Source organism: Simkania sp., from assembly GCF_965215465.1.
Classification (GTDB): Bacteria; Chlamydiota; Chlamydiia; order Chlamydiales; family Simkaniaceae; genus Simkania.
This window is the reverse complement of sequence record NZ_OZ244056.1, coordinates 387,208-408,094: the sequence shown is the minus strand read 5'-3', so window position 1 is coordinate 408,094 and position 20,887 is coordinate 387,208. Positions and strand designations below refer to the sequence as shown.

Below are 20,887 nucleotides of genomic sequence, written 5' to 3'. Positions count from 1 at the left end.
CAGAGCAAGACTCATTAGACACAAAATCTCTCCCACTTTAAAATTTGACCCATGGTAGAAACAAAGCACAAACCCGACTTATCTATAGGATGCCTGCGGCTCTGGATTCATGGACGTGAATTTCCAGATGATGATTATTGGGATGGCAATTGGCTAGAAGCCACAGCTGAATGTCAAACAGCTACATCAACTGTAAAAGTTACAGGACCTTTTATTCATCTTTCAGATCTAGTGCAGCTTAAAGATTGCTGCCAGAAACTCTGTGCAGATTTGTCAGGGACAATGCAAGTTGAATTCATGGAGCCTCATCTTGGGTTTGAACTTGTCATGAGCACCTTAGGGCAATGCACAGTTGTTATCTCGATGACACCTGATAATATAACTGAAGAGCACCGCTTCGTCTGCCAGCTTGATCAATCTTACTTCCCCGCTGTCATTGCCGAGCTGCAACAAATCCTAACAACCTATCCCTTTAAAGGAGTGTAAGCCGTGACAGCTCCTACCCTTGAAACCAAACGCTTACTTCTCCGGCACTGGAAAACCGAAGACCTTCTCCTCTTTGCTGAAATGAATGCTGATCCCCCTGTCATGGAATACTTTCATAAAATGCTCTCTCCTGATGAAAGCAATCAACTTGCCCAAAAGTTTCAACGAGAACTTGAAGAAAAAGAGTATGGACTATGGGCAGTTGAAGTTAAAAACGAAACGTCTTTCATTGGTTTCGTCGGCCTCCATTTACAAGCCTTCGAAGCTCACTTCACTCCTTGCATCGAAATCGGTTGGAGACTCGCACACCAGTATTGGGGAAAAGGATATGCCTACGAAGCTGCCTCAAAAGTTCTCGCTTACGCTTTTGAAACCTTAAAACTCGAAGAGATTGTCGCCTTCACTCTTCCTTCCAACACCCCATCTCGCAAGCTCATGGAAAAACTGGGCATGACATACGACCCCAAAGATGACTTCGAAAACTCTAAACTTCCTCAAGGGCACCCCATGCGCCCTCATGTTCTCTATCGCATGAAAAAAAGCTAAACTTGCGCTTTCCCTTAAAATCGGCGAAGATGCAGTTATGAAGAAAAAGCCTTCAAACTTGATCTACGCTGTCGATGAAAGACCTCCTCTTTGGAAGTGGGTCCTTCTTTCGATCCAACAGATTTGTATTATCTCCATCTATTTTGTGATTGTTGGGATTATGGCAAGACAAAGTCACGCCACACCCCTTCTTGCACAACAAATGGTGAGCTGCGCTATGATCGCTGTCGGAATTGCCGCAGTTTTGCAAGCACTTTGGAAAGGTCCGATTGGTTCCGGTTACTTAGCTCCCCCAGTCATTTCTGCGATCTACCTTCAAGCCTCACTCCTTGCCCTCGAACGGGGAGGACTCCCTCTTTTATTTGGAATGACAATCTTTGCCGGATTAGCAGAAGTTGCCCTCTCCCAACTTATTCCCTACTTGCGCACTATCTTCACCCCAGTCATCACCGGCTTCATCATCATGGTTGTTGGCATCGAGCTTGGACTCGTAGGAGCCAAACTCTTCCTCGATGTGGAAATTGGCTGGCACGCGAAAATTTTTCGCCCCCATTTTCTCGTTGCCGTCGTGACACTCGCCTTTCTAGTTGGCCTTTCCATTTGGGCAAAAGGAAAATTCCGCCTCTTCGCCGTCTTCATTGGAATTCTTGTCGGGTCGATTTTAAGTTACATCTTAGGCGTCATTCCTCAAAAAGCCCTCGATGGTTTCTTCAAAGCCTCTTGGACAAGCGGGATCAACTTCAGTCACCTTTCCTATTCATTTGATTTCGTTCTGATCGTCCCCTTTCTCATGGCGAGCGTTGCAGCAGCCCTAAGAACAACAGGAACAGTGACAACCTGTCAAAAAATCAACGATGATGAATGGAGTCGTCCCAACATCCATGAAATCAAAAAAGGAATTTTGGCAGATGGATTGGGCTCCACTATCGGAGGCCTTCTTGGGGTTCCGGGAAATTCTTCTGCCCCCAGCTGTGTTGGAGTGTCGCAAGCAACAGGTGCAACAAGCCGTTACATTGCCTTTGGAATTGGACTTTTTCTCTTGATCTTTGCCTTCATCCCTAAAGTCCCTCTGCTGATCATGCTCATTCCTCACCCTGTTGTCGGTGCCGCCTTAGTTTTTACAGGAAGCCTCATGCTACTCGGCGGCCTCCAAATCATCAGTCAAAATCCCATCAACATTCGGCAAAAGTTTATCATTGGAATTTCCCTTCTCTTTGGCCTGAGCTACCAAGTTTTTGGAGAATACTTTCGCTCGCTTCCTGACAGTATCAAAGCATTCGCTGGCTCCACACTTAGTATCGCAACTCTCACGTCCATCATTCTCAATCTCATCTTTCGCCTCGGAATCAAACGGAGCTCCACCTTCGTCGTCGACTTCGCCTCACCAAGCCACAAAACGTTCAAAGATTTCTTTTTCAAGCTCACAAAAAGTTGGAATGCGCCCGAAACTCACGCTAAGAGAACCTATGACGCCACAAACGCCCTCCTCAAACTCTTAGATGATGGACGCTACACAGACACCCCCGTCAAAGCAAAAGTTTCCTTCGATGACACAAGCTACCAAATCGACCTCACCTACCATGGAGATCTGCTGCACCTTCCGCAGCACCGCCCTCTCTCTTCAGAAGATCTCATCGACGAAGCTCCCATGATCAAAGGCCTCTTAGGATTTCTTCTCACCATCTACCCCGACAAGCTCATTTCAAAAGCCGAAGAAAACAAGTGTCACATTCAAATGCAATTTTTTATTTAAACGAGCATATGGAGGTTAACCTCTTTCACCCGCTTTGCTAAATCTCCTTCTACCTTCAAAACCTTTACCTTGTTTAAGATTCCCAGATCATCACTCAAAAAAACTTCCTCCATCTTTTCATTGACTCTCTGTCGAAACTTCAGATTTTCTTCATGCGGAACAGGAATTCTATCACGTGGTTCTATTGGTAGAAAAACGATCAGATCCAAAAGATTGATCGCGTCTTTCATCTCTTCCATCCATAAAGTCTCGTCCACCCTTTTGGAAATCACCATGGCATAGGCTAAAAAATCCAGTGGACACCGATCAAAGATCGTGTTTTGATCACTTTCCTCAATTAATTGAATCGAACGCTTAAATTGCTCTTCAAAATCTTCAAGAGCAGGAGGATCAGAAAAGATATATCCTTCTTGCTCCAGCAAGAAATAAGGCTCATCTAATGCCGTGTACCACTCAAATTGCTTTTCCAAAGCTTCCACCAAGGTCGATTTCCCAGAGTGATGTGTTCCAGAAACGGCAACTCTCATCGAAGAACCTCTCGAAAATCATGAGAGAACTTCGTCATAAATCGATTCAGATGAGGCTCAACATGTTTTTGTGGAATCGCATCATAGGAATACCATCTAATCTCATGAAATTCATCTCGATCAAATGCATATTTAAGCTCTGACTCACCCTGAACAAGATGCCATAAAGAAACGTCAGTATGAGAGCTCATCTCATTTACCGTCTTGGTAACAGTCAGAAAAAAAGGATCTTCTTGAAGCAATCCCGCTTCAACTGACAGCTCCTCTAACATCTCCCTCTTCACTGTCTCTCGAGGGTGTTCGTTCCATTCGACATGCCCACCAGGAGGAAGCCACAAATTTGCTTTTTTATGATGTACCAAAAGGATTTTCCCCAGATTTAAGTCTACCGGTACAAAGTAGGAAACAAGATGCACAGGAGGAGTTGCGGGTTTTTCTCGCCTAAAAATTTCCACTCCAGACCTTAACCATTGCAACGTGAAAGCTTGATCCGCTTCTTCTCTTGCATCCGTCGGATGGAGTCGATCGATCATCTGTAAAATTTCAGTGCGGAGTTCCATATTCTTCTTCTATCGTCTGATACGAACAACTGTTGCTTGATTCAAGTGTTGAAGATGTTTAGGAGAAACTTTTACAAGGGAATTCTCCGATCCACCTCCTGTGTAGATCACATCCTTTTCTAAAACTTTTGGATCAATTAAAAAAATTGCCGAGAAGCCAAAAGAGGGTATCCCTCCACAAGGATAACCAGTTTTCTTTAAAATCTCTTCCGGCCTAGCCAGACGTGGCCATTCAACGCCTAAAGCCTTTCCTACCTTCTTACTACTCGCATTTTCTTCCCCTCCAACAATTGCAACGATCAATTGATCATCTGAAGTCATCATACAGACATTTTTTACAAAGTCTCCGGGCTCACCATTTACAGCTTCCGCAGCGTCTGCAATGGAATGACAGGAAACTTCAAACGAAAGATGTCTTCCCTCCACCTTGCGCTCGCTCATGTATTGTTTTAACTTTTTTTCGTAATCCAAGGTTCAATCCTCCGTTTCAAAACCTGAAATGAGATTTAGATAATTTTCCTTTGATACAACTGGGTTTCCACTTTCTTCTTCTAACTGGCGTCTAGCATTTCCAGCAATCTTACCTCCAAGTTTTGCCGCTGTTTTATTCTCATCAAAGCCTTGAGCATCTCGATTAACCGAGATTTCTTTTGCACCAGCTTCACCTAGCATGGAAAAGATCAATTCAAGATCCGTCATATGATCCCGGAGGTTTTCTTGCTCGAGTCCCTTATGCTTTTTATATTCTGAAGGGGTTAAACCAAACGTAGCCTTTGAAATTTCAGCCGTCAGAATCGCATACTCTCTTTGGATGCGAATTCCTCTATTGTCCCACTCATCCGTTAGCTCTTCACGAATCGCAATGCCGCGCATCCTCTTTTCGATCCATTCATCGCTGTAGCCTTTTGCTTTATAAATTGCCCGCGTGCGTTTTGTCGCAAGTTCTGGATCTTCAATTTCTTGAATACGCTCATATCCAACCTTAGCAAGCCACCTTTTAAATGGCTCTGCTTTTGGAGAAGGTACTGATTGTATGATCCGAAAGACTGTCTCCGTATTGGCAGTATCAGTCAGATACTTCTTGCCATCACTAGCCTCTAATTTCAGTTGTACGATTTTATCGTACAACTGAATAAACCCTTCATTATCAACAAGATTTCTCTTTAAATCCGACCAATACCTTCTAGTATTAGCACTATTTGTGAGAATATCTATCACATCAATGACCGAAAAATACCATTCTCCCTCAAAAAAAACTCGGCGGACTTTCTTATCTTCAAAAACTGCGATTTTTCCTGAATTAGGATCAGGTTTTGCTTCCGAATTTTCCATATTAACCCTCCGGATGAATACAAAAGAATTGGATCTTATGAAGGCAAGCGATAAAAAACAAGTTATAATCAAAGGCTTGGCTAAAACAGCCTCGAATTTTTATCCCTACATAAACATAAATAAGCTAGGATCCAAATTATCGACAGACACCAAAAAAAAATCAGTCCCATGATACTTAAAAGAATTTTGCCTTTGCTTTTTTGCATCTCTAGCTTTTGCTCGGAACCCACCGGAACCTACGGCCCCTGTAAAAAAGCGGGGTCAGACGCCAGCCCCATCCAAATCATTGAAAAGCAAATCACTGTCAATGGGCGCTCCTCAAAAGTTTATGGAATTGAGCCTAACGTCATCTACAAAACGGATGGTGGATGTTTCAATGCGATCGTTGAAAACCAAACCTCCGTCCCAACGACACTTCACTGGCATGGACTGATCCTTCCTGTAAAAGAAGATGGCGTTGCTTATGTCACGCAACCTCCGATCCCTCCTGGTAAATCTCAACCTTACAACTTAGAAGTGGTGCAAGCAGGAACTTTTTGGACACATTCGCACTATGGACTACAAGAGCAAAAGCTCATGGCCGCACCGCTCATTCTCCTCACCAAAGAAAAAGAGCGTTACAAAAACATCATCCTCTTCTTTGAAGCGTTCACTTTTAAAAGCATCGATACTGTTTGGCAGGGACTGCGAAAAGAGTTTGTAGAGATGGCAGCAACAAAAGGAGCCAACTGGCTACCCCCTCTAGACGTTAAGACAAGCAAATTTGGAGCAGAGGACCTCAATGACGTCGACTTTGACGCGTTTTTGACCAATCAAAAAACCTTAGACAATCCCCCAGTTTATACAGTCAATCCAGGGGAAACCGTGCGGCTAAGACTGATCAACGGGTCAGTTGGAAGTGGATTCCATATCTCACTTGGAAATCTCCGAGGTGAAGTCATTGCAGTCGATGGAAGCGACGTGGATCCTATTCATCATAGTCATTTTCCCCTTGCCACAGCACAAAGAGTTGACGTCCTTGTGACCATCCCTGAAACAGGAGGAGCCTTTCCCATCCTTGCACAATGCCAAGGAACAAACATGGTCACAGGAGCTATTTTAAAAACACCCAAGGCAGAAGTTCCCAAACTCTCTCTTACAACTAAAGCAACCGTAGGCGCGATTTCTAATGCCTTCGAAAAAGAGCTGCATGCGAAAAATCCTCTTCCTTCAAAAAAACCCGACCGCACCCTCAACGTCAAACTGCAAGGAAATATGAAATATTACGTTTGGGCGATCAACGATCATGTTTGGCCCAACAACCAACCATTATTCGTGAAAGAAGGTGAACGCGTAGAGATTGTTTTCTCTAATGAAACCTCAATGGCCCATCCCATGCATTTTCATGGCCATGTCTTTCAAGTCATGGAAATTGATGGTGTCCAATTTTCAGGAGCGATGCGCGACACAATCCTTGTGATGCCTAACCAAACAGTGAAAGTGCAATTTGATGCCAACAATCCCGGCATCTGGGCTCTCCACTGCCACATTTCCTACCACCTTTGGGCAGGCATGTTTACAGTCGTACAATATGACGGGTACACCCCTCCCTACTTTCCTCAAAAAGAAATCGTCGACTACAGCAGGATTTACGGAGGCTATTAGTGAACCCTCTCAAGCTCAAACACTGGCACCCTTTCACGGGAGTTCTCCACTTTTGTATGGCGCTCTTTACAACCATCAATATGTTAACGGGGATCTTTCTTCCAAGTACCTTTTGGGTTGTCCCTCACGGTATTTCCGGGTGCCTTCTAGCTCTCACAGTCCTCATCCATTGGATTTGGAGTTTTTGTTACCAAAATATGACGATGCTCCACCACCAATTTCCTTACAACAAAGAACTCAGAAAAACGATTTGGGAGGATTTACGCAATCTCCTCAAGTTCAAACTCCCCGTCCGCGGGCGAGCCGGCGGTCTACCCGGCATGGTTGAAGGCTTCGGCCTTTTAGCCCTTACCTCCATGAGCTTCAGTGGCCCTTTTCTCTTTGGAAATTATCTCATCCACACAGACCATTTAAGTGCGAAGCTCAACTGGCTGCTCAACCTCCATGGATTCTTTGCTAATTTTGTCTGGATCTACTGGTGTGGACATGTCGGCATGGCCCTCCTCACCTTCTACATCGAAAGAAAACATCAACGATGACGACAGCATCCTCTATCTAGCGCCATTATCCAGAAAACGGTTGCAGATCATTTTTGATAAAATGTCACCCCATAATCGCCTGTATCCTCGTCAGAAAGATGCTCAACAATAAAGTGTTTGCCTGGAAACTCGTAGATCAGTTTTTGTGACCAAGTTTCTACGAGTTTTTTTGCAAAGAGTTCAGTCTCTAATTCAGTTTCAAAATAGGGATCAATAGATAAGAAGTTTATCCAAAACTCAACCTAAGCATTTTCAGAAGAAAGTCTATCGACCTTTTGCTGTGAAAAAGCTTCTTTTAGGAAAACATAATTTTTATAGGTCAAGAAGGTGGGCCAACAAAGTTCATAAAAGCCAAAAAAGATATCCGAGCTTAGATTGTTTAAATTTTTCATTTGAAAAATGTAATCGAATAAAGAAAAGTCCCTTTCTTTATTTGCTTCTTTCCACTTTCGAAAATCCTTTAAATCCAACTTTTCCATACTTTTATTTCCAAATTCCATCTTTTTAACTTGAGTGACACCAGCACAAACCGTATCTAATACGATCTGTGAGGGGGCCGCTCCGAGGAGATTGGGTGTGTTTAGAGGGTTTTTCTGAGGTGATTTAGATGTGGGCTGGAAGAGTGCAGCGCAAGGTTCGAAGTACCTTGTCAAGCGATGACAATCTGCAGATAAATTGTCTCAGGGAAAAGATCTAACACGGACAATCTGCTCGGGGCGGGACTCGAACCCGCACGGACCAAGGTCCAAGGGATTTTAAGTCCCTTGTGTCTACCAATTCCACCACCCGAGCACAGATGGGAAGAGTACAGATTAGTGTACCCTTCCGAGTGGTTATCATTCAAGATCTCAATTAATCTTCTGCTTCGGGGGAAGCTGGAGCCTCTTCTTCGAGTTCGACAACTTTGTCATCTTGGCCGGAAGTTTCATCGAACATTGGAGGTTCTTGAGACGTCACTTCTTCTTGTGGCAAGAAAGAAAGGTCATCGGAAGATTCTTTGGGAAGTTCTTCAACTTTATCACCTTCTTCTAGTTCTTCAGGAAGAATCGCCCCTTCTGCTGCTAAGAAGTCTTTGTAACGGTTGATTTGTTCAGAAATCAAACTTGTTGGAGGAGGAAGAAGTGTGCGACGAGAAGGCGTAGCATCTTCATCGACTCCTTCTGGAGTGCCTTCTTCTGTTGGCGGAGTTTCCACTTTTTCCTCTTTCTTAGTCGAGCGACGGCGTCGAGTTGTTTTGCCTTTTGCTTTCTTTTTAGGCTCTGGAGGAGCAGCTTCTTCCTGCTCTTCTGGAGGAAGTTCTTTTTCTTTTCCTTTAGCAGGAGCTTTTCCACCACCAATTTTAATCGATTTCTCAATCTTAGGTTTCTTAAGAACGCTGCGTGTTTCGCGCGATTCAAGAACCTCATAATCAGAAACGGGCAATAAAAACGGTTTCGGTTTTTCAAGGGAGCGAAAGAAAAATGATTTTCCAAAGGAAACCACTTCCACACTGCTGACTGCATACTCTTCTTGAGAATTTCCGTTGCTGTTACGGATCACAAGTTTAAACCCTTCTTTTGGGGTAATAATCGTTTCAATAATAGGTTCGCGTGTAAAGTTCACTGGTACCTTTCCATGTTTTAAAAGTTAATTTTGCAATCTAAAAGAGGAGAGCAAAGCTCACTCTTTTGATGCCATGTAAGTGATCAAGTCAAGGAGGCGGTTAGAGTAGCCAATTTCATTGTCATACCATGAGACAAGTTTGAAGAAATTGTCAGAGAGCGCGATTCCTGCATGTCGATCGAAAATTGAGGAGTGAGAATCTCCAATGAAATCAGATGAAACTACATCTTCCTCAGTATATCCAAGAATTCCTTTCAGGTTTGAATTCGCTTCCTGCTTCACCATGTCACAAATAGTATCATATTTGGTCGATTTAGTCAGCCTTACTGTTAAATCAACTACAGAAACGTCGGCTACGGGAACGCGAAATGCCATTCCTGTCAATTTTCCTTTGACTTCAGGAAGGCAAAGCGCCACGGCTTTGGCTGCCCCAGTAGAGGCAGGGATGATGTTCGTGCATCCAGACCGCCCACCCCTCAAATCTTTTTTTGAAGGCCCGTCATGGACAGGTTGAGTGGCGGTTATGGCATGAACAGTTGTCATCAGTCCTTCTTCGATCCCGAAATGATCGAGAAGCACTTTGGTGACAGGAGCTAAACAGTTGGTTGTGCAAGAGGCGTTTGAAACGACTTGATCCGAATCTGGGTTATACTTTTCATGGTTGACACCCATGACATAGGTCGGAACATCTCCCTTGGCAGGGGCGGAAATCACCACCCGTTTTGCACCACCAGCTAAATGTTTTTTTGCATCATCTAATTGAGTAAAGAGACCTGTTGACTCAATCACATAATCTGCGCCCAGGTCTTTCCAAGGCAATTTACTTGGGTCTCTTTCTGCAAGTACGTGAGTTTTTTTCCCCTCAACAACAAATTCTCCTTCTTTACTTTGAATGTCTTTCGAGAAGCGTCCATGAACAGAGTCGTATTTCACAAGGTAGGCTAAGTTAGGAGCCGGAACAAGATCATTGATTCCGACGATTTCAATGTTGTTGAATTTTTCATGAGCTAGGCGAAAAACAGACCGTCCAATTCTTCCAAAACCGTTAATTCCAATACGTAGGGTCATAATCGTCCTCTTAGAAAATTCTGTTTACGATTTTTTCATGTTACGAGAGTTGATGAGGAATGTAAAGAGGGATTTTGAAAGCATGTTCAAATGCGCAAAATTATCCTCTTACTCATGGATTTTTTTGACTCGGATGATAATCAGCGCTAGAAGTTGGACAAGGGTCACACCAATAAAAATGAGGGGGAGGACAGCTGGACTGACCAAATTGAAGCCACTCATGACAAGTACTCCAATAACCCCCAATCCAACATTATAAAAACTCATCATACTTGAGGCATGCGCAGCATCAGGAATATTCCTAGTGGCAAGGGCCGTCCCATTTGCCCAAACGAGTTGGAGAGCAGCCATGATAAAAAAGGCTGTAATAAATAAGACCCAAACATTTTGCAGGCCGAAGATAAATAGTAGTAACATGACCCCTTCAAAACAAAACATGAGAATAAGCGCTAGGGTCACAACAGAAATTCCCGAAAACTTAGCTGCTAATCGACGTGCTATGAATGTTCCAAAAAGAAATCCAAGTATAGGAATCACATTCATCAAACCAAACTTTCCTTCAGTCAAGCTCATCACATGAATAGCTAGAAAGGGAGCGACTGAAGAAAAAATGTAAAAAACCGCCACACAACATCCAATAATCAAAGAAAAAAGTGTGAGTTGGGGAAATTTTAAGACAGCTACATAATCTTTGAGTGTCTCTTTTAGTCGATAAGGCTGATTGGAGTTGTTTGCTGTTTCTGGTAGACGTCGAGCTAAAAGAAAAACATATACGGTATAGAGACAAAAAACATAAAAAACGATGTCCCAGCCTAAATATTCAACGATAAATCCCCCTAGGACAACACTTCCATAAGGAAGAAGCATCATTCCAATCGCTACAATGGGAATGAGCTTGCGCCTTTCTTCAACAGAGTAATAGTCGTTGAGGATCGTAAAGGTTAAAGCGTAACCCACCGCAGCCCCAAAAGCCATAATAAAACGGGCAATCACGAGTAGCCAAAACGAGTGAAATAAAGACGAAAGCCCACATCCAAGAGAGCCTAAAAACGCAAGGGCTAAGCCGATATAAATCGCACGCTTTCTTCCATATTGCTTCGAAAGAGGCCCATAACAAAGTTGACTGACCGCATATCCGATCAAGTAAGTCATCACAGTCAATTGCACCATATTAGGCGAAACATGAAAGAATCTCGTCAGCTGAGGAAGGGCTGGCGTATAGAATAGTGCTCCGACAGCTGCAAGCGACAAGAGCAAAGCTAGTGTTAATAAACTGGGGGCAGACCCTTTTTCCATACATCACCATCAACATGCGTTTCAAATTGCATCGTATTTTATTTATGACTTTTCGTCACTTTGATGATGTTAGAGTGTGAGATTGAATGAGTCTGCACTGGAGATGAACTCCAGTGCATCATAACTTATCTGATATACTCGATAATGCAAAGAGGTGCAGTATCGCCGTTGCGATTGCCCATGCGAACGATACGAGTGTAACCGCCGTCGCGGTCAGCAAAGCGTCCAGCAAGTTCATCGAATAGCTTTTTCACAACCTTACGGTCTGTGTTGTAGTGAGAGAGATCTCCTTGCTTAGCTTGTCTAGCTTCTTTAGGAGTGAGATGATTGAAGTTGATCATCATCTTAGCAATAGCAGCTCTACGGCTAGCTAGAGTTCCTCGCTTTGCAAGTGTCACTAATCGATCAGCATGACGTCTAAGTTCTTTCGCTTTTGCAACTGTCGTTTCAATGCGTCCATGCTCTACTAATGATTTAAGCATGTTTGCCATCAAACAGCGTCGGTGGGAGGAGGTGCGGCCCAGTTTTACAGTTTGCTTCCGGTGTCTCATGATTCTTTCCCTGACTTTTCCTTAAGATATTCGTCTACAATTTCTTTCACGTTATCGCGGTTAATTCCGAAACGAGAAAGATCCATGCCAAGGTGAAGGCTCATTTCTTCAAGTTTGGCTTTAATTTCATTGAGTGATTTTTTACCAAAGTTGCGGAACTTGAGCATCTCTGATTCTGGCATAACAACGAGTTCTGCAATGGTGTTAATGTTCGCTTGTGCTAAGCAATTTGTCGAACGTACAGAAAGTTCAATCTCATTGATGCGAAGACCCAGTTTTGACAAGATTTGATCACGGTCAGTGTCGTACTCAACTTCTTCCTTATCGAAAGAAATGTCTTGGAATTTTAGCTCATCAAAAATCTTAAGGTGAAGAATTCCAATCTGTGTTGCAAACGTCAGCGCTTCTTGTGGTGAAACGCGTCCATCTGTTGTCACTTCAAGAATGAGACGGTCGAAGTCGGTATCTTGACCAACACGTGTGTTCTCGACGAAGTAGTTCACTAAACGGACTGGTGAAAACGCAGAGTCGATAACGATTTCGTCAACAACTTTGTCTGCGAGCTCATGACGCTCTGAAGGAACATATCCTCGTCCGATAGCAATCTTGAGATCAACACGCTTTTTCATAGGCTTTGTGATCGTGAAGATTTCATGATCAGGATTGATCATTTCAAAGTTCGATTCACCCATGATGTCTTTGAATTTTACAACGTATTGCCCGCCACCTGCATCGAGCATGTCTTGAGTCACATCGAGATCTTGCGAAACAATTGTTGGAGCGCGTGTATCTTTATTTTCAACAAGCGGAAGCTTACGAATAAGCGCTCCTTTCAAGTTGAGAATGATGTGAGTCATATCCTCAATGACGCCTTCAATTGCTGTATACTCATGAGGAACGCCTTCGATCTTGATAGAGATAATAGATGGAGCTTCGAGTGCGGTCAGCATGATCCGACGGAGCGCGTTACCCACAGTATGACCAAACCCTCTTTCGAATGGTTCAGCAATGAAACGGGCAAATGTTTCCGACTTGTTCGCTTCGTCTATTTTAATCTTCGTTGGCAACTCAAACTTGCCATACTTAACGGTCATATTTTTTCTCCTATCAGATCAAATGTTATACTCGACGTCTCTTTCTTGGACGGCATCCATTGTGTTGAACAGGGGTGCGGTCCTTAATCATCGTGATAATCAACCCAGCGCTTTGCAATCCTCTAACGGCTGACTCACGACCAGCTCCAGGTCCTTTGAGGTAAACTTCAACTTCTTTTAGGCCATAATTCATGGCAGACTTTGCAGCATCCTGTGCAGCAACAGACCCTGCAAATGCAGAAGACTTACGCGAACCGGAAAAGTTTACTTTCCCTGCAGAAGCCCAACCAATGACATTTCCAGAAGGGTCTGTAATCGAAACAATCGTATTGTTGAAAGTGGCTTTGACATGTGCAACTCCACTTGGAACAGTGCGTGTGATTTTCTTCTTGGACTTGGCCGGTGCCTTTTTGACCATTGGTGGTTTTTTTGCTGCTTTTGAATCTTTTGCCAAAACGTTTACTCCTTATTAACCTAAAGCTCGGCGGCTTAACCTTTATACTGCCTTTTTCTTTCCAGCTATTGTTTTCTTCTTTCCTTTACGCGTTCTTGCGTTGCACTTTGTGCGTTGTCCTCTAAGCGGAAGGCCAGTGCGGTGTCTTAAGCCTCTGTAACAGTTGATGCTAATGAGTCGCTTGATGTTATTTTGAACCTGTCTTCGTAGATCTCCTTCAACAACGTAATCATTCTGCAGAATTGCATTGAGTTTTGAAATTTCTGCTTCGGTCAGATTGTGTGCACGCATGTTGGGGTCCAATCCAAGCTTCTCAATCACTTCTTGAGCTAGGGCTCTACCGAGACCATAAATGTAAGTTAAACTAATGACGAGGCGCTTGTTACCTGGGATGTCGTTTCCTATTACACGGGGCATAAGTTAAAACCTTTTTTAAACGAGTAGCTAAAATGTTACCAAACTATGAGAATCTTTTCAACCTAAGTTACACTCTTCGAGCTTAGGTGGTTTATAGCTCTTAATTTAGACTCTACCTGTTATTCGTCCTTTCTTCATAAATCCATCATATCGCTTCATCAGGAGATGGGACTCGATCTGCTTTGTCGTGTCGAGAACCACTCCGACGAGGATTAGTAGCGATGTTCCACCAAAAAAATGGCTGATAGAAGCATCGACACCTAAAATTTTTCCTACTAAAGTAGGAAGAATCGCAATAAATGCTAAAAATACTGACCCAGCAAGAGTGATCCTATTCATTGTAGATTCTAAAAACTCTTGTGTTGGCTTCCCTTGGCGTATCCCTGGGATAAAAGCTCCATTTTTCTTCATATCTGAAGCGATTTGCTCTGGGTGAAACTGAGTAGCGGTCCAAAAGTAAGTAAAAAACATGATGAGTAAGACAAATAAAGAGGTATATACCCAGCTTCCTGGAGAGAGCCACATCACAACATTTGAAAGCCAGTTTCCCTGACCTATAAACTGTGCAATAGTTGCAGGAAACATCAACAATGAAGACGCAAAAATCACAGGAATCACACCAGCATAGTTGACTTTAAGTGGAATGTGAGAACTTCCGCCTTGGGTCTCATGTCGCCCAACAACGCGTCTCGCATACTGCAATGGGATTTTGCGTGTCCCTTGAATCACTAATATCGTGCCGATAATGATCAAAACGAAAACAATTGATAAGATCACAATCGATGAAAATGTGAGTTGTCCTGGCTCTTGAGAATCTAGATTAAGTTGACTGACGATCGATCCTAATGTCATAGGGAGAGAGGCTAAGATTCCAATTGTGATGATTAAGCTAATTCCATTTCCGATGCCTCGCTCAGTGATTTGCTCCCCAACCCACATCAAAAAGAGTGTTCCTGCTGTCATTGCAAACATAATGACAAGATAAAAAAGCCACGGGAATCCCCCAATCTGAACATTGATTAGTTGATCAACAATCACTCCTGGGTGTGCAACGTTAAGACTCAGTGCATATTTTGCGAGCAGTGCAGATTGGAAAAGGGCGAGAAAAACTGTTGCAATTCGAATCATTTTTCCCATTTTGCGCTTTCCAGCTTCGCCATTTTCGCGAATTTCTCGTTGCATTGAAGGAACAACAGCGACAAGGACTTGCATGATAATCGACGCAGAAATATATGGCATCACTCCTAAGGCAATGATGGTCATCTTTGCAAAGGCTCCACCAGAAAAAACGTCAACGAGTTGAAGTAGGTTTTGTCCTCCACCAGTCATTTGACGAAAGATTTGAACAACTTCATCTCCATTAATTCCGGGGACTGGAATATACGCTCCAATACGACAAACAAGAAGCATCGTTAGAGTAAAAACTATCTTCTGTTTGAGTTCTGGCAATGCGAAAACTCTTTTGAGAGCTGCTATCATGAAAGGGCTCCAGCTTCGGTGTTCTTCGAAGGATTCATTCTACTTGACTCGTTTGAATTCTATCCCTTTTTCTTCTAATTTGCGAATTGCACCCTTAGAATAAGCATCTGCTTCGATAACGACTTTCTTTTCGAGATCGCCATTTGCTAAAACTTTAATTCCTCCCGTCGCACGTCGTACAGGGAAACCTTTCTTCAGAAGCGTTTCGCGGTTAACTGTTTCCCCTTCTTCAAAATGTTCATTGATTCGGTTTAAGTTGATAGCAAAAACCGGCTTTTGAAACCGTGTATTTGGAAATCCTCTCCCAGGAAGTTTTTGGAAAAGTGGCAACTGACCACCTTCTTTTCCTGCTCGTGTTTTATAACCTGAGCGAGACTTGTCACCTTTGTGTCCGCGGCAAGAGGTTTTACCTTTATTCGATCCAGGACCACGCCCAACACGCTTAGGTCCTTTCTTTTTGCGATGACTATTTTTTAGTTCAGATAACTTCATGCTTCAATTCCTCTTGCAGCTAATGTTTCCTGGCGATTTTTCAGTTCGCTAAGAGCTTTAAAAGTTGCATAAACTTGGTTAATGGGATTGTTACAACCAAGACTCTTTGCAACAACATCTTTGACTCCACCAATTTCAAGGACTGAGCGGACTTGTGATCCTGCAATGACTCCTGTACCTTGCATTGCGGGCTTGAGTAAAACGCGTGCACCATCCCACTCTGAAATGATTTCGTGTGGAATTGTAGTTTCTTCGAGCTCAAAATCTAAAATGTTCTTACGAGATGTTTCACCGGCTTTGCGGATGGCGTCAGCCACTTCGTTGGCTTTGGCAAAGCCAACACCAACTCGACCGTTTCCATCTCCAACGATGACGAGTGCAGAAAAACTAAACTTGCGTCCTCCCTTCACCACTTTCGAACAGCGGTTGATGAAGAGTACTTTTTCCTCAAATTCGGTTTCGAAATCCTCTTGTCGTTTTCTCTTATTCTTAGCCATGGATGTTCCTTAAAATTTTAACCCATTTTCGCGCGCTGCATCGGCAAGCTCAGCGATGATCCCATGGAACTTAAATCGTCCACGGTCAAACACAACGTGCTCAATATTTTTTTCTTTCGCGAGCTCAGCGAGTTTCGTTCCAACAAAGCGCGCGCCTTCTTTGGACTTTCTCTGTCCTTTGGCATCTTTTGATAGTGTACTAAATCCAACGAGGGTGACACCTGTCTCATCATCGATAATCTGTCCACCAATGTGTCTAAGAGACTTGAAAATACAAAGGCGTGGCTTGGATGGGGATCCGCGCAGCTTCTTTCTTACGCGTTGCATCCGCTTCTTACGTATGATAGTTCTCTTTCTGATTTGATTCATCATTGCTTATTTTCCTTTAGCTGCTTTACCCGCTTTCTTACGGACATATTCGTCTACGTAACGGACACCTTTACCTTTGTATGGCTCTGGCGGACGTACAGAACGGACATTTGCTGCAAACTGACCAACACGCTGTTTATCCATTCCAGAAATCTTAATTAGAGTACTTTTTTCAACAGCTACAGTGACATCCGAAGGGATTTTGAGCTGGCAAGGATGCGAAAATCCAAGTGATAGATCTAAGACATCACCTTTAACTGCTGCGCGATAACCAACGCCAATTAAGCTGAGTTGCTTTTCAAATCCATCTGAAACACCGATAACCGCATTATTGATCAGTGAGCGATAAAGTCCATGACGTGGTTTAGGGAGTCCCGATTTCTCGTCATAAAGTACTGTTGCATTCCCTTCTTCGACTTTAACATCGATGCCATGAGGAATGAGAACAGTCTGGTTCCCTTTTGGGCCTTTTACCTGTACTTCTCCCTTTGAAACAGTAATTTCTACTCCTTTTGGGAGAGGGATGGGAGTCTTTCCTAGTCGTGACATTCAATTCTCCGATTGTTGTAATTTTACCAGACCAAACAGAGGAGTTCTCCTCCGACCTTCATTTCTCGGGCTTTTTCTCCATCGACGATTCCTGTCGGAGTCGAGAGAATTGCTGTTCCCAAACCACTTAAAACTTTGGGGATGTCTTTATAACCAACGTAGCGTCTAATGCCAGGTTTTGAAACGCGCTTTAGTCCGTGAATGACAGACTCACGTGTTTTCTTTTCGTACTTTAAGAAAACCCGAATGGCATGTTTCTTCTCATTCGCGATAGAGCTGATGACATACCCATTTTCTTTCATGACGTCGACAATTGCCTGATTCATTTTGCTAAATCTTACATCAACATATTTATGCTTAGCATCTTTTGCGTTGCGAATGCGAGTTAAGAGATCTGCTACTGTATCGCTCAGCGCCATTAATATTCTCCTATTGTTTACGCTTAAATGGAAGGCCAAGCTGCGTGAGGAGCTCTAGGCATTGTTCTTCGTTTCCAGCAGAGGTTACAAATGTGATATTCATTCCCTGTTCACGCTTGACTTCATCTAAATTGAGCTCGGGGAAGATCTGTTGATCTGAAATTCCGAGCGAATAACTTCCTCTTCCATCTCCTTTCTTATCAAATCCTCGAAAGTCTCGGATACGTGGGCAGACAATGTTTGTGAAACGATCGAAGAATTCATACATACGAATCCTACGAATGGTCACCTTAAGTCCAATTGCTTGCCCTTCTCGAAGCTTAAAGTTAGAGATGGATTTTTTAGCTTTTGTCATGATCGGCTTTTGGCCTGAAATAAGAGACAACTCTTTCATGCAATCTTGCATGACGTTCTTGTCTTTAAGTGCTTCTGCTACACCCATGCTGATGACAATCTTTTTCATCATTGGAATAAGCATGTTGTTGTCTAGGGAAAATTTTTCCTTTAGAGCTTCTCTAATTTCTTCTACGTATTTCTTCTTTAACCTTGACATGACGCTTAACTTTTAACCGTTTTTCTTAATGTTCTATGCGAGGTTTCTTTTCCGTCCTCAACACTCACAAGTTCTTTGTTGCCCTCTTTGTCCATGTTGACTTTGAGCTTCAGTTTTTTACCCTCTGCGTTGCAAAGAGCAACATTTGAAATATGGATGGGCATTTCCATACTGATGATTTCAGATTTGCGATTTTGATCACGGCTCTTTGTATGACGTTTTCTGACATTCACACCTTGTACAATGATGCGATCTTCACGGCGAGCAATGACTTCACCAACTTTTCCGTTGTCATTTCCTGCAATGACCAGAACTTTATCGCCTTTTTTGATCCACTTATTCTTCATCGCTTCCTCTACTTAAATGACTTCTGGTGCTAATGAGCTAATTTTTAAAAAACCACGATCCCGTACTTCTCGAGCAACTGGGCCAAAGATACGCGTCCCTCTCGGATTTTGCTTGTCATCGATGATCACGCAGCTGTTATCATAAAATCGAATCATTGAACCATCTTTGCGTCGGATATAACTCTTTGAACGAACGATGACGGCTTTGATCACATCACCTTTTTTAACACTTCCTTTAGGATCAGCTTCTTTTACTGAACACACGATGACATCGCCTACAGAAGCGTAACGTCTTCGAGTTCCTCTAAGCACTTTAAAGCATTTTACGCGTTTAGCTCCGCTGTTGTCGGCAACTTCTAGCTGGCTTTCTTGTTGAATCATCTTCTATTACTCACTTGGCTTACGTTCATTAACGGTTACGACAGGACATCCACGACAATCCAACGCTTTAACTTTGAAAGCGGGCGTGTTTCCTGAATGCGAACGCGTTTTCCTACTTCTAATTCTCCTTTCTCATGATGAGCATAGTACTTTCTTCCTCGGCGAATCACTTTCTTGTATCGCGGATGAGGATAGGTACGTTCTACCATGACAGTCACAGTTTTATTCATCTTGTTGGAGACGACAACTCCTTCTCGAGTCTTTCTTTGCGTTTCTTTTTCCATAATTTCTTAAGCTCCCTTAACTTGTTTCTGCCGCAAAACTGTCAAGACTCTTGCTCGATCTCGTCTTTTTTCACTTAGCAGGTGTGGCTTATCCAGTTTTCTTGCAAGTTTGAGTTCATTCATCAGTTCGAAGATTTCTCTGGATAGGTCTTCGTATTGAGCTTCAAGTTCTTCTACGGATTGATTGATCAAGTCTTTTGCTTTTAACATACTTTCTTCACCTAAACTTGTTCCATGCGTTCAACAAAACGAGTACGATAAGGTAGCTTTGCTGCCGCTTTTAATAGGGCTGTTTGGGCTTCTTCTCTTGTCACGTTTGCAACTTCGAAGAGAATTCTTCCAGGGAGTGCAACAGCAACCCAATGGTCTGTTCCACCTTTTCCTTTACCCATTCGCGTTTCTGCTGGCTTTTTTGTGATCGGTTTGTCTGGAAAAATGCGAATCCAAACCTTTCCTTTACGGCTAAAGTAACGGTTAATCGCAACACGACAGGCTTCGATCTGTTGATTAGTAATCCGTCCTCTGTCGAGAATCTGCATACCATAGTCGCCAAACTGCACAAATTGACCAGCTTTGGCTTTGCCTTTCATGGTCCCTTTTTGCTGCTTGCGAAACTTTGGCTTCGATGGAATAAGTGCCATTGTGCTTACGACTCCTTTCTCACTTCTTAGTTGTTTTGATCGCCTTTATTAATCCAAACTTTGACGCCAATCGACCCGTATGTGGTCTCGGCTCTTCCAGTAGCATAGTCAATATTCGCACGGAGTGTGTGCAGAGGAATTCTTCCCTCTTTGTACCACTCTGTACGGGCAATTTCTGCACCGCCAATACGGCCTGAAACTGCAATTTTGATTCCTGCTGCTCCAGCATCCATGGATGCTTGGATCGCTTTTTTCATCACTCGACGGAATGCAACACGTCTTTCAAGTTGTTTGGCAATCGCGTCTGCAACGAGCTTTGCGTCTAAATCTGGTCTTTTGATCTCAGCAACTTCGATCCAAATGTCTTTTCCAGTGAGCTTTTTAAGCTCTTGTTTCATGACTTCGATTTCAGCGCCTTTCTTTCCAATCACAAGACCAGGTCTTGCAGTGTAAAGAGTCACTTCAATCTTTTCGCTCATGCGTTTGATCTTAATTCGTGATGTTCCGACGCAACATGGTTTCTTAACGAGAAAGTTGCGGATCACCATATCTTCTTGGAGAAGAGAACCAAACTCTTGTTTGTTTGCAAACCAGATGGACTTCCAGTTTTTCTTCAGTACGAGTCTAAATCCAGTTGGGGATGTCTTTTGTCCCATTATTGCCTCTATTTATGCTTCAGTTCCTACAACGACGGTAAAGTGACTCATGCGCTTCATAACCGGCACGCGTCCACCGCGACATTTCGATTTGGCCCGCTTCATTGTAGGACCTTCATCAACTCTAACTTCTTTAATTTTCAAGTCTCTGCGCTGCACGCTAAATTGGGTTTCAGCATTTGCAACAGCACTGTTAAGTGTCTTCTTCAAAAGACGTCCACCTTTTAAATTGCAAAACATCAATTGTGTGAAGGCGTCTTCGACTTTCATTCCACGAATCAAATCGGCAGCTAGTCTAGCCTTTCTTGGGCTAATTCTGACGTATTTCGTTATTGCGCGTGCTTCCATCAT

At 43.1% G+C, this 20,887-nt stretch carries 30 protein-coding genes and 1 tRNA gene; 5 read left to right on the top strand and 26 right to left on the bottom strand.

Translation table 11 applies throughout. From position 1 onward, the window contains the following. Positions 1-51: 51 nt before the first annotated feature. From ACOOFG_RS01915 to ACOOFG_RS01905, 3 genes are read left to right on the top strand one after another with little or no spacing between them, the layout of a single operon-like run. Positions 52-486 carry a WapI family immunity protein gene (locus ACOOFG_RS01915; RefSeq protein WP_420421960.1) on the top strand — a complete coding sequence of 145 codons (435 nt, stop codon included), beginning with the start codon at positions 52-54 and terminating at the stop codon, positions 484-486. Positions 487-489: 3 nt separating this feature from the next. After that, positions 490-1,032, top strand: coding sequence for a GNAT family N-acetyltransferase (locus ACOOFG_RS01910; protein WP_420421959.1), 543 nt, complete (start codon positions 490-492; stop codon positions 1,030-1,032). Between the two features lie 37 nt (positions 1,033-1,069). Continuing rightward, a complete protein-coding gene (locus ACOOFG_RS01905; RefSeq protein WP_420421958.1) occupies positions 1,070-2,785 on the top strand; it encodes a uracil-xanthine permease family protein in 1,716 nt (571 codons plus the stop codon). Here ACOOFG_RS01905 and ACOOFG_RS01900 read toward each other — a convergent pair. From ACOOFG_RS01900 to ACOOFG_RS01885, 4 genes are read right to left on the bottom strand one after another with little or no spacing between them, the layout of a single operon-like run. Beyond that, positions 2,782-3,312, bottom strand: a complete 531-nt coding sequence (locus tag ACOOFG_RS01900; RefSeq protein WP_420421957.1) for an AAA family ATPase — start codon at positions 3,310-3,312, stop codon at positions 2,782-2,784. The genes ACOOFG_RS01905 and ACOOFG_RS01900 overlap by 4 nt on opposite strands. After that, the gene (locus ACOOFG_RS01895; protein ID WP_420421956.1) at positions 3,309-3,872 is read right to left on the bottom strand and encodes an NUDIX hydrolase; all 564 of its coding nucleotides are present in this window, start codon (positions 3,870-3,872) and stop codon (positions 3,309-3,311) included. The genes ACOOFG_RS01900 and ACOOFG_RS01895 overlap by 4 nt, the downstream gene beginning before the upstream one ends. 9 nt (positions 3,873-3,881) lie before the next feature. After that, positions 3,882-4,343, bottom strand: coding sequence for an aminoacyl-tRNA deacylase (locus ACOOFG_RS01890; protein ID WP_420421955.1), 462 nt, complete (start codon positions 4,341-4,343; stop codon positions 3,882-3,884). Between the two features lie 3 nt (positions 4,344-4,346). Continuing rightward, entirely contained in the window at positions 4,347-5,204 is an 858-nt protein-coding gene (locus ACOOFG_RS01885; protein WP_420421954.1) for a Bro-N domain-containing protein, read from the bottom strand. 168 nt (positions 5,205-5,372) lie between these two features. Here ACOOFG_RS01885 and ACOOFG_RS01880 point away from each other — a divergent pair, with 168 nt between their 5' ends. Further along, positions 5,373-6,848, top strand: a complete 1,476-nt coding sequence (locus ACOOFG_RS01880; protein ID WP_420421953.1) for a multicopper oxidase family protein — start codon at positions 5,373-5,375, stop codon at positions 6,846-6,848. Continuing rightward, entirely contained in the window at positions 6,848-7,387 is a 540-nt protein-coding gene (locus ACOOFG_RS01875) for a cytochrome b/b6 domain-containing protein (RefSeq protein WP_420421952.1), read from the top strand. The genes ACOOFG_RS01880 and ACOOFG_RS01875 overlap by 1 nt, the downstream gene beginning before the upstream one ends. 708 nt (positions 7,388-8,095) lie before the next feature. On the opposite strand, the gene ACOOFG_RS01870 is transcribed toward ACOOFG_RS01875, so the two are convergent. The 22 genes from ACOOFG_RS01870 to rplV form a co-directional block, all read right to left on the bottom strand. Next, positions 8,096-8,179, bottom strand: a tRNA-Leu gene (locus ACOOFG_RS01870). 60 nt (positions 8,180-8,239) lie between these two features. Then, positions 8,240-8,989 carry a hypothetical protein gene (locus ACOOFG_RS01865; RefSeq protein WP_420421951.1) on the bottom strand — a complete coding sequence of 250 codons (750 nt, stop codon included), beginning with the start codon at positions 8,987-8,989 and terminating at the stop codon, positions 8,240-8,242. A 57-nt stretch (positions 8,990-9,046) separates the two neighbouring features. Next, positions 9,047-10,057 (bottom strand): type I glyceraldehyde-3-phosphate dehydrogenase, encoded by a 1,011-nt coding sequence (gene gap, locus ACOOFG_RS01860; RefSeq protein WP_420421950.1) that lies wholly within the window; start codon positions 10,055-10,057, stop codon positions 9,047-9,049. 108 nt (positions 10,058-10,165) lie between these two features. Continuing rightward, complete coding sequence (locus ACOOFG_RS01855) at positions 10,166-11,353, bottom strand: MFS transporter (protein WP_420421949.1); 1,188 nt, start codon at positions 11,351-11,353, stop codon at positions 10,166-10,168. A gap of 125 nt (positions 11,354-11,478) precedes the next feature. Continuing rightward, positions 11,479-11,904 carry a 50S ribosomal protein L17 gene (gene rplQ / locus ACOOFG_RS01850; RefSeq protein ID WP_420421948.1) on the bottom strand — a complete coding sequence of 142 codons (426 nt, stop codon included), beginning with the start codon at positions 11,902-11,904 and terminating at the stop codon, positions 11,479-11,481. Continuing rightward, a complete protein-coding gene (locus tag ACOOFG_RS01845; protein ID WP_420421947.1) occupies positions 11,901-12,998 on the bottom strand; it encodes a DNA-directed RNA polymerase subunit alpha in 1,098 nt (365 codons plus the stop codon). The genes rplQ and ACOOFG_RS01845 overlap by 4 nt, the downstream gene beginning before the upstream one ends. A gap of 25 nt (positions 12,999-13,023) precedes the next feature. Then, positions 13,024-13,416, bottom strand: coding sequence for a 30S ribosomal protein S11 (rpsK, locus tag ACOOFG_RS01840; protein WP_420422695.1), 393 nt, complete (start codon positions 13,414-13,416; stop codon positions 13,024-13,026). A 78-nt stretch (positions 13,417-13,494) separates the two neighbouring features. Then, positions 13,495-13,869, bottom strand: coding sequence for a 30S ribosomal protein S13 (rpsM, locus tag ACOOFG_RS01835; RefSeq protein ID WP_420421946.1), 375 nt, complete (start codon positions 13,867-13,869; stop codon positions 13,495-13,497). 105 nt (positions 13,870-13,974) lie between these two features. Beyond that, positions 13,975-15,345, bottom strand: a complete 1,371-nt coding sequence (secY, locus tag ACOOFG_RS01830; RefSeq protein ID WP_420422694.1) for a preprotein translocase subunit SecY — start codon at positions 15,343-15,345, stop codon at positions 13,975-13,977. A gap of 42 nt (positions 15,346-15,387) precedes the next feature. Continuing rightward, the gene (gene rplO / locus ACOOFG_RS01825; RefSeq protein WP_420421945.1) at positions 15,388-15,840 is read right to left on the bottom strand and encodes a 50S ribosomal protein L15; all 453 of its coding nucleotides are present in this window, start codon (positions 15,838-15,840) and stop codon (positions 15,388-15,390) included. Next, the gene (gene rpsE, locus ACOOFG_RS01820) at positions 15,837-16,337 is read right to left on the bottom strand and encodes a 30S ribosomal protein S5 (RefSeq protein WP_420421944.1); all 501 of its coding nucleotides are present in this window, start codon (positions 16,335-16,337) and stop codon (positions 15,837-15,839) included. Before rpsE ends, rplO begins: the two co-directional genes overlap by 4 nt. Positions 16,338-16,346: 9 nt before the next feature. Beyond that, complete coding sequence (gene rplR, locus ACOOFG_RS01815; protein ID WP_420421943.1) at positions 16,347-16,709, bottom strand: 50S ribosomal protein L18; 363 nt, start codon at positions 16,707-16,709, stop codon at positions 16,347-16,349. 3 nt (positions 16,710-16,712) lie between these two features. Beyond that, entirely contained in the window at positions 16,713-17,255 is a 543-nt protein-coding gene (gene rplF / locus ACOOFG_RS01810) for a 50S ribosomal protein L6 (RefSeq protein WP_420421942.1), read from the bottom strand. A 23-nt stretch (positions 17,256-17,278) separates the two neighbouring features. Then, positions 17,279-17,674, bottom strand: a complete 396-nt coding sequence (gene rpsH, locus ACOOFG_RS01805) for a 30S ribosomal protein S8 (protein ID WP_420421941.1) — start codon at positions 17,672-17,674, stop codon at positions 17,279-17,281. 10 nt (positions 17,675-17,684) lie between these two features. Beyond that, a complete protein-coding gene (rplE, locus tag ACOOFG_RS01800) occupies positions 17,685-18,227 on the bottom strand; it encodes a 50S ribosomal protein L5 (RefSeq protein ID WP_420421940.1) in 543 nt (180 codons plus the stop codon). Positions 18,228-18,232: 5 nt separating this feature from the next. Further along, positions 18,233-18,574 carry a 50S ribosomal protein L24 gene (rplX, locus tag ACOOFG_RS01795; protein WP_420421939.1) on the bottom strand — a complete coding sequence of 114 codons (342 nt, stop codon included), beginning with the start codon at positions 18,572-18,574 and terminating at the stop codon, positions 18,233-18,235. Between the two features lie 12 nt (positions 18,575-18,586). Then, on the bottom strand, positions 18,587-18,955 hold the full coding sequence (gene rplN, locus ACOOFG_RS01790) for a 50S ribosomal protein L14 (protein WP_420421938.1): 369 nt from the start codon (positions 18,953-18,955) through the stop codon (positions 18,587-18,589). Positions 18,956-18,990: 35 nt separating this feature from the next. Then, a complete protein-coding gene (gene rpsQ / locus ACOOFG_RS01785; RefSeq protein WP_420421937.1) occupies positions 18,991-19,239 on the bottom strand; it encodes a 30S ribosomal protein S17 in 249 nt (82 codons plus the stop codon). A 6-nt stretch (positions 19,240-19,245) separates the two neighbouring features. Further along, the gene (gene rpmC / locus ACOOFG_RS01780) at positions 19,246-19,449 is read right to left on the bottom strand and encodes a 50S ribosomal protein L29 (RefSeq protein WP_420421936.1); all 204 of its coding nucleotides are present in this window, start codon (positions 19,447-19,449) and stop codon (positions 19,246-19,248) included. Between the two features lie 11 nt (positions 19,450-19,460). Then, positions 19,461-19,880 carry a 50S ribosomal protein L16 gene (gene rplP / locus ACOOFG_RS01775; RefSeq protein ID WP_420421935.1) on the bottom strand — a complete coding sequence of 140 codons (420 nt, stop codon included), beginning with the start codon at positions 19,878-19,880 and terminating at the stop codon, positions 19,461-19,463. A 26-nt stretch (positions 19,881-19,906) separates the two neighbouring features. Then, on the bottom strand, positions 19,907-20,536 hold the full coding sequence (gene rpsC, locus ACOOFG_RS01770; RefSeq protein ID WP_420421934.1) for a 30S ribosomal protein S3: 630 nt from the start codon (positions 20,534-20,536) through the stop codon (positions 19,907-19,909). A 12-nt stretch (positions 20,537-20,548) separates the two neighbouring features. Beyond that, entirely contained in the window at positions 20,549-20,884 is a 336-nt protein-coding gene (rplV, locus tag ACOOFG_RS01765; RefSeq protein ID WP_420422693.1) for a 50S ribosomal protein L22, read from the bottom strand. Between the last annotated feature and the right edge of the window lie 3 nt (positions 20,885-20,887).

What these genes read in the sequence shown, in the direction of transcription:
- rplX (WP_420421939.1), bottom strand. Translation starts at nt 18,574, where the DNA reads ATGAAGAATAAGTGGATCAAAAAAGGCGATAAAGTTCTGGTCATTGCA.
- ACOOFG_RS01905 (WP_420421958.1), top strand. Translation starts at nt 1,070, where the DNA reads ATGAAGAAAAAGCCTTCAAACTTGATCTACGCTGTCGATGAAAGACCT.
- rpsE (WP_420421944.1), bottom strand. Translation starts at nt 16,337, where the DNA reads ATGGCTAAGAATAAGAGAAAACGACAAGAGGATTTCGAAACCGAATTT.
- rplQ (WP_420421948.1), bottom strand. Translation starts at nt 11,904, where the DNA reads ATGAGACACCGGAAGCAAACTGTAAAACTGGGCCGCACCTCCTCCCAC.
- rplP (WP_420421935.1), bottom strand. Translation starts at nt 19,880, where the DNA reads ATGGCACTTATTCCATCGAAGCCAAAGTTTCGCAAGCAGCAAAAAGGG.
- rpsM (WP_420421946.1), bottom strand. Translation starts at nt 13,869, where the DNA reads ATGCCCCGTGTAATAGGAAACGACATCCCAGGTAACAAGCGCCTCGTC.
- gap (WP_420421950.1), bottom strand. Translation starts at nt 10,057, where the DNA reads ATGACCCTACGTATTGGAATTAACGGTTTTGGAAGAATTGGACGGTCT.
- rpsK (WP_420422695.1), bottom strand. Translation starts at nt 13,416, where the DNA reads ATGGTCAAAAAGGCACCGGCCAAGTCCAAGAAGAAAATCACACGCACT.
- rpmC (WP_420421936.1), bottom strand. Translation starts at nt 19,449, where the DNA reads ATGTTAAAAGCAAAAGACTTGATCAATCAATCCGTAGAAGAACTTGAA.
- rplN (WP_420421938.1), bottom strand. Translation starts at nt 18,955, where the DNA reads ATGATTCAACAAGAAAGCCAGCTAGAAGTTGCCGACAACAGCGGAGCT.
- ACOOFG_RS01845 (WP_420421947.1), bottom strand. Translation starts at nt 12,998, where the DNA reads ATGACCGTTAAGTATGGCAAGTTTGAGTTGCCAACGAAGATTAAAATA.
- ACOOFG_RS01915 (WP_420421960.1), top strand. Translation starts at nt 52, where the DNA reads ATGGTAGAAACAAAGCACAAACCCGACTTATCTATAGGATGCCTGCGG.
- rpsC (WP_420421934.1), bottom strand. Translation starts at nt 20,536, where the DNA reads ATGGGACAAAAGACATCCCCAACTGGATTTAGACTCGTACTGAAGAAA.
- ACOOFG_RS01885 (WP_420421954.1), bottom strand. Translation starts at nt 5,204, where the DNA reads ATGGAAAATTCGGAAGCAAAACCTGATCCTAATTCAGGAAAAATCGCA.
- rplR (WP_420421943.1), bottom strand. Translation starts at nt 16,709, where the DNA reads ATGATGAATCAAATCAGAAAGAGAACTATCATACGTAAGAAGCGGATG.
- rplE (WP_420421940.1), bottom strand. Translation starts at nt 18,227, where the DNA reads ATGTCAAGGTTAAAGAAGAAATACGTAGAAGAAATTAGAGAAGCTCTA.
- rplF (WP_420421942.1), bottom strand. Translation starts at nt 17,255, where the DNA reads ATGTCACGACTAGGAAAGACTCCCATCCCTCTCCCAAAAGGAGTAGAA.
- ACOOFG_RS01880 (WP_420421953.1), top strand. Translation starts at nt 5,373, where the DNA reads ATGATACTTAAAAGAATTTTGCCTTTGCTTTTTTGCATCTCTAGCTTT.
- rplV (WP_420422693.1), bottom strand. Translation starts at nt 20,884, where the DNA reads ATGGAAGCACGCGCAATAACGAAATACGTCAGAATTAGCCCAAGAAAG.
- rplO (WP_420421945.1), bottom strand. Translation starts at nt 15,840, where the DNA reads ATGAAGTTATCTGAACTAAAAAATAGTCATCGCAAAAAGAAAGGACCT.
- rpsQ (WP_420421937.1), bottom strand. Translation starts at nt 19,239, where the DNA reads ATGGAAAAAGAAACGCAAAGAAAGACTCGAGAAGGAGTTGTCGTCTCC.
- rpsH (WP_420421941.1), bottom strand. Translation starts at nt 17,674, where the DNA reads ATGGCGCTGAGCGATACAGTAGCAGATCTCTTAACTCGCATTCGCAAC.
- ACOOFG_RS01855 (WP_420421949.1), bottom strand. Translation starts at nt 11,353, where the DNA reads ATGGAAAAAGGGTCTGCCCCCAGTTTATTAACACTAGCTTTGCTCTTG.
- ACOOFG_RS01895 (WP_420421956.1), bottom strand. Translation starts at nt 3,872, where the DNA reads ATGGAACTCCGCACTGAAATTTTACAGATGATCGATCGACTCCATCCG.
- ACOOFG_RS01900 (WP_420421957.1), bottom strand. Translation starts at nt 3,312, where the DNA reads ATGAGAGTTGCCGTTTCTGGAACACATCACTCTGGGAAATCGACCTTG.